The organism is Pseudomonas sp. 05N434, from assembly GCF_056396965.1.
The window spans coordinates 1-4,698 of the sequence record NZ_JBFTMK010000400.1; the positions used below are offsets into that span (position 1 = coordinate 1).

Genomic DNA, 4,698 nt, shown 5'->3' on the forward strand with positions numbered 1-4,698 from the left:
ATCCAACGCCGCCGCTCTACCAACTCCTGGTGCATGATCGAGATCTGTCCTGCGGGCCCGCCAAAGCTAATGAATCCCAACTTCAGCCAGAACCAGAACGCCTCACGCAAACTGATCGGTTCAGGCCTCGACAGATCCTCTTCAACAGCTGATGGGGAAGCCTTAATCATTGGGATGTTCCTCTTTCACGAACTCGGCGAGCAGGCCGTCAAAGATGGCGCTGGCAGCAGCCAACAAGTGGTCGTCATGGGCAATGGTTTCGCGTAGCCCTGCCAGCACCCGTTCGATGCCGGCAGCCTCCACCGGCTGAATGCCACCGATATCGAGGTAATGCACCAGTGCAGCGATGCGGTTCAGGCCCGGCTCTTGAAGTTCAAAGCTGGCTTGCAGGGTTTCAAAGGTCACGCGATTGCCGACATGACTGAAAGTTGCGTCATCGAAGTCGAAACCCAATGCATCGGCTGGGCACTCCTGTGGAGTGTTCAGCCAAAGGATCTGAGCCTGCGGATCAATGAAGCGTCGAATCAACCAGGCGCAAGCCAGGCGGTCGATCCATGGGCGTTTACGCGTTGCCCAGACACGACATTGATAATCGCCAAGGCTCAGCGCCGTGATTGGCTGGTCGTGGCTATGCGGCTCATCCGCAGACAGCGCTCTGCTGACCGCTGTCTCAAGCTCCTGCAACGCCAAGTCGACCTGCTGCTTCGGCTTGCCTGAAAAGTAATCGATGCTGGTCAGCTGATCGTAGGCTTTACGCAGTTTGCGAATTTGCTTGGTGGTGACCAGCGCATTCTCGGCATTGAGCTGTGCCCGGCATGCTTCGATCTCGGCGCCTAGCTTGCTGTAATCATCGCTACGGTCGAACAGCTCAATAAAGCGTTCACCGTCAGGATCAACGACAGGCAGGACGTAGGCGGTGCCATTGATGGCCAGGATGTCGCGCTCGACAGACGTTAGCGCTTCTCGACAGGCAGCGGTATCCGGTAAAAGGTAGGCGCCATCGCGTAAGACCGCCGCTCCAGAGGCTTTTAGTGYGCGCCAGGCACGCATGCGTTCGGTGGCATTGGCAGTCGGCAGACCTAATATCAAAGCTAGCCAATTTTTCATGTAGCGTTTTCTACGATTTATGTAGGTCTTGCTACTTTATTCCTGATTCAGGCCATGGGGAAGCGCTCCTTCAGAAGTAGGGCGGCAAACGACCCTGAACGGTCATTCATTTTTGTTTTTCACCGTGCGAGCTAACAGGACCTGCCCATCCCAATACGCATCCGCCATTCCTTCGGTCCGGGAAACGAGCCGCCCATCGTCCAGAACGGCCGCTAGCATTCTGCGCGGTGTATTCGCATCGGGTTGTGTTGACGTTAACGTGACGAGGGCCAGGGGATGATAGAAACGCTCCTCGACAACCGAGCCAATCCACAGCGGCATAGTTCGCCCGTTTGTGAGCTCGATATCGACGATCCACAATCGAAGCACCAGGCGCGAACCGGCAGATCCATCATCGTTATACGTTCGAATGAGCGTCAGACTGGGAAGGCGACCACTGGCGAAAAGAGGGATGACCGGAAGATCGGCAGGGTCAGCCTGGACGGTAAACCAGTTCAGGGAATTCAACAGTGTCCATGCCGCTGAGGTGCGCCATCCGTTGCGCTGCAGGACATCTTGCAACTCCGGCAGACCACCGGCCCACTGAAACGTCAGTGGCTCATTCGTCTCGCCAGTGAGGTCGATACGCCGCACCGGCAGTTGCTGCCAATCCGACGTCCACCAATCGGTGGCAGCTAAGGTCAACGTTCCCACCTTGACGGCATAACGACTGCTGTCCGTCGTATGGTTACGATAGATATTGAAGCCGCCGGCGAGCAGAAGTGTCACACATCCGAGGGCGAGCAGCCCCGCTGAGCCAATGTGCTCGGCCTGCCGCCGCAGGTAGAAGAGGCTGAGTAGCGCCAGCCAAGCGGATCCGAATGCCAGCCCCCCGAGCACGTCGGAAAGCCAATGTGCCCCGAGGTAGAGGTGCGAGAATGCAATCAGAAATATCAGGGTGGCTGCGCCAGGAGCGACCACGAGGCGCCGTGCCGGGCGGGTATCACGCGCGATAAGGAAGGCGAGAAAACCGTATAGCACGACATTGATCGTGCTGTGGCCGCTGGGGAAGGAAAAGGCACTCCACCCGGAATAGAGAGGTTCCGCAGGGAGAGCTCGATACAGCGCTACCTTGATGACTATGGTGAGCCCCGAAGCGCCGGCAATCGCAATCAGCCAATAGGCAGCCGTACGCCAGGCGCGTTTCCACATGAGCCACAGCAAGACAACAATCGTGACCGCCAGCACGACCTTGGTGTCGCCGAGTTCCGTGATGGCGATCATCACCGCATCGCCCGGTGCAGTGCGAAGATCCTGGAGCGCGCGGTATATCGCGCTATCTGCAAGCAGCAACGGGTCACCGTTGATGATGTCCTCAAGGACACCGAAGAAAAGCCACGCGRCACCGACGAGCAGGACCGTCGACAGTGCGAGAGCCCGTGCTTCGGGCCGTGAAGGATCGAGGAAGTGAGTGAGACTGCGGCTCAGCCAGGTGTCGTGGGCGCCGGTCCAGCCCCGCAACCGCTGCACTGCGACGATGAAGTAGGGGATGCCGCGATGCAGCGCCCAGCGCACGATATGCAGGACCACCCAGCCCACCGCGACTAGAACGGTCAGCAAGATCGCGAGCGGCTTTGCAGCTGCACCGAGAATGCTGAACGTCGCGCCGACGAGCACGCCGGGCAGGATATGCGACGGAGCCCAGGCGAGCGCCGACACGACATTGACGGCATAGAACCGACTGACCGCCATTCCCAGCGTGCCGGCGAGGAGCGGAACGAAGGCGCGGACGCCCGGTGTGAAGCGCGCGAAAAAGATACTTTTATCGCGATGACGGTTGAAAAAGGCTTCGCTGCGCTGAATCAGCTCAGGATGCCGRTTCAGTGGCCAGAGGCCAAGAATCTCGCGGCGGTATCGGTGCCCGAGCCAGAACGAAAGACCATCCCCCGCAATGGCGCCTGACGTGGCGGCGATCAGCAACGGCCAGAGCAATAACACGCCGCTCGGCACCAGGGTGCTGAGCGCAAGAATCACGGCGGTGCCGGGAACGACGACACCGATGATCGGGATTGACTCGGAAAGTGCCAAGAGAAACACGGCCAGATACACGATATGCGGGTGCGCCGTGAGTAACTCGATGATCGATGAGACCAAGGACGTCATATTTCGCGGCTACCTATGGAGGACCAGTGGGGCGGCGATCGACACGGGTGTCTGCAATTCCCGTCTGCACAATCAGTTTGCACAACAGACTAAGCATAGCTACTCATTAACTATCGCTTCGCCCAGCGGCTGTTTTTGGTCCAGCGTCGAGACTCTCGGGGTCTGTGATGGAGAGCAGCAGACGGCAGGATTGCCTGGCCCTTTGAACTCAAGGATGTCGAGGAGGTTCTGATTGGGCCACGCTGGCCCTTAGCGCTCTGGCTACCTTGGCTTGAATCTCGTAAGCAGGCGCCTCGACGGCTGTGTAATCACGGGTATAGCGAGTGGAAAACTCCCGAACTCCCCATTGCTGGTACTGCTGCACGTGCTTCAATTCATGCGCCCACAGCGCGACATTGTTAAGGGCATCATCGGCACTGCGAAAGACGATGATGTCTATCAGGGTGACCGCAGTGACATCGGGATTCTGCAACATGGTGTTTGCGGCGTTCAGCTCCTCATCATCGCCTACCTTGTAGCGGGCCGAATCAAGCACTTGAATGTCATAGTAGGGTTCGAGTTGGGCCCGGATATTCAGCGGGATTGTCCGAATATCGCCAGTTGCCGCGGTGTCGCGCGATTGCACGATCCAACTCTGTAATCCAGTGGAAGCTATTTGGCTCATGTTCTCAAAAATCGACCCGGTCTCCTCTTTGGAGCCCGGAGCACAAAAACAAGTAACCACGCAGACTTCGTACTGCCCTTTTGGGCAGGCGTAAGCAGAAAACGAAGTGCCAACGGAAAAGAGCAGTACCGATAACCGGAAAACTTGACGCAAAAAGACAGCTGACAATTGGTTCTCCCAGAGGTAGTGGCAGTCGGCAGGTGATGCTTCTGGTAGCTCGCACCTGGTGTTCAACCGCGCGTTGGACCGTTGCGGCCACCGTTTGTTGCCTTCAGAGCCCACAGCTTTTTCAGGCCAGCACCGACCAAGTGCTGGCTGCAAGTACCGCACGCGCCACATCGCTTGGATCGGCCACTTGACGATATCCTGCTACGGGCGGCGTTACCCGACTCTGTGCCGGCGCATTCAAACGCCAGTTCGGCACGTCACCCGGCACTTGGCGCAGACAATCAGCATGAGAAGATCCGGAGCCGATGGAGACTCACTCAGCCGCATTCGGCATGCCATGATCTATACTCGCTCGTTAGTTGAATTCCTCATGCCTAGAAGTTTGCCGTTGGGCGGATTGATCTCTTCCTTCAGGAGAGTTTCGTATGCCAGATGACGCCAATTTTGAAGCGCCCGTCGCGCCCGTCGCGCCCGTCGCGCCCGATGTAAGCGGTGTAACGGACTTGCCCCCGGAAATGATTCAACAGTTGAAGGTGCGATTGACAGACGCGGCCAAGTTGCATGATGTCTTGGCCGATCCGATCATGTTTAACGGCGGCACTATCCTGGTGTTGCTG

At 57.8% G+C, this 4,698-nt stretch carries 5 protein-coding genes; 1 reads left to right on the top strand and 4 read right to left on the bottom strand.

The window, feature by feature from the left end; all coding sequences use genetic code 11:
* The 4 genes from AC1DLB_RS21720 to AC1DLB_RS21735 all read right to left on the bottom strand — a co-directional run.
* On the bottom strand, positions 1-170 hold a 170-nt coding region (locus tag AC1DLB_RS21720; RefSeq protein ID WP_477785619.1), incomplete at its 3' end, for a chromate transporter.
* Positions 163-1,107, bottom strand: coding sequence for a chromate resistance protein ChrB domain-containing protein (locus AC1DLB_RS21725; protein ID WP_477785616.1), 945 nt, complete (start codon positions 1,105-1,107; stop codon positions 163-165). The genes AC1DLB_RS21720 and AC1DLB_RS21725, both read right to left, overlap by 8 nt.
* A 102-nt stretch (positions 1,108-1,209) precedes the next feature.
* Positions 1,210-3,249, bottom strand: coding sequence for a bifunctional DedA family/phosphatase PAP2 family protein (locus AC1DLB_RS21730; protein WP_477785617.1), 2,040 nt, complete (start codon positions 3,247-3,249; stop codon positions 1,210-1,212).
* 208 nt (positions 3,250-3,457) lie between these two features.
* Positions 3,458-4,081: an eCIS core domain-containing protein gene (locus tag AC1DLB_RS21735; RefSeq protein ID WP_477743672.1), complete on the bottom strand. Its 624-nt coding sequence runs from the start codon at positions 4,079-4,081 to the stop codon at positions 3,458-3,460.
* A gap of 425 nt (positions 4,082-4,506) precedes the next feature.
* On the opposite strand from AC1DLB_RS21735, the gene AC1DLB_RS21740 reads away from it, so the two are divergent.
* Positions 4,507-4,698 (top strand): hypothetical protein (locus tag AC1DLB_RS21740; protein WP_477785618.1); only part of this gene is annotated, 192 nt, incomplete at its 3' end.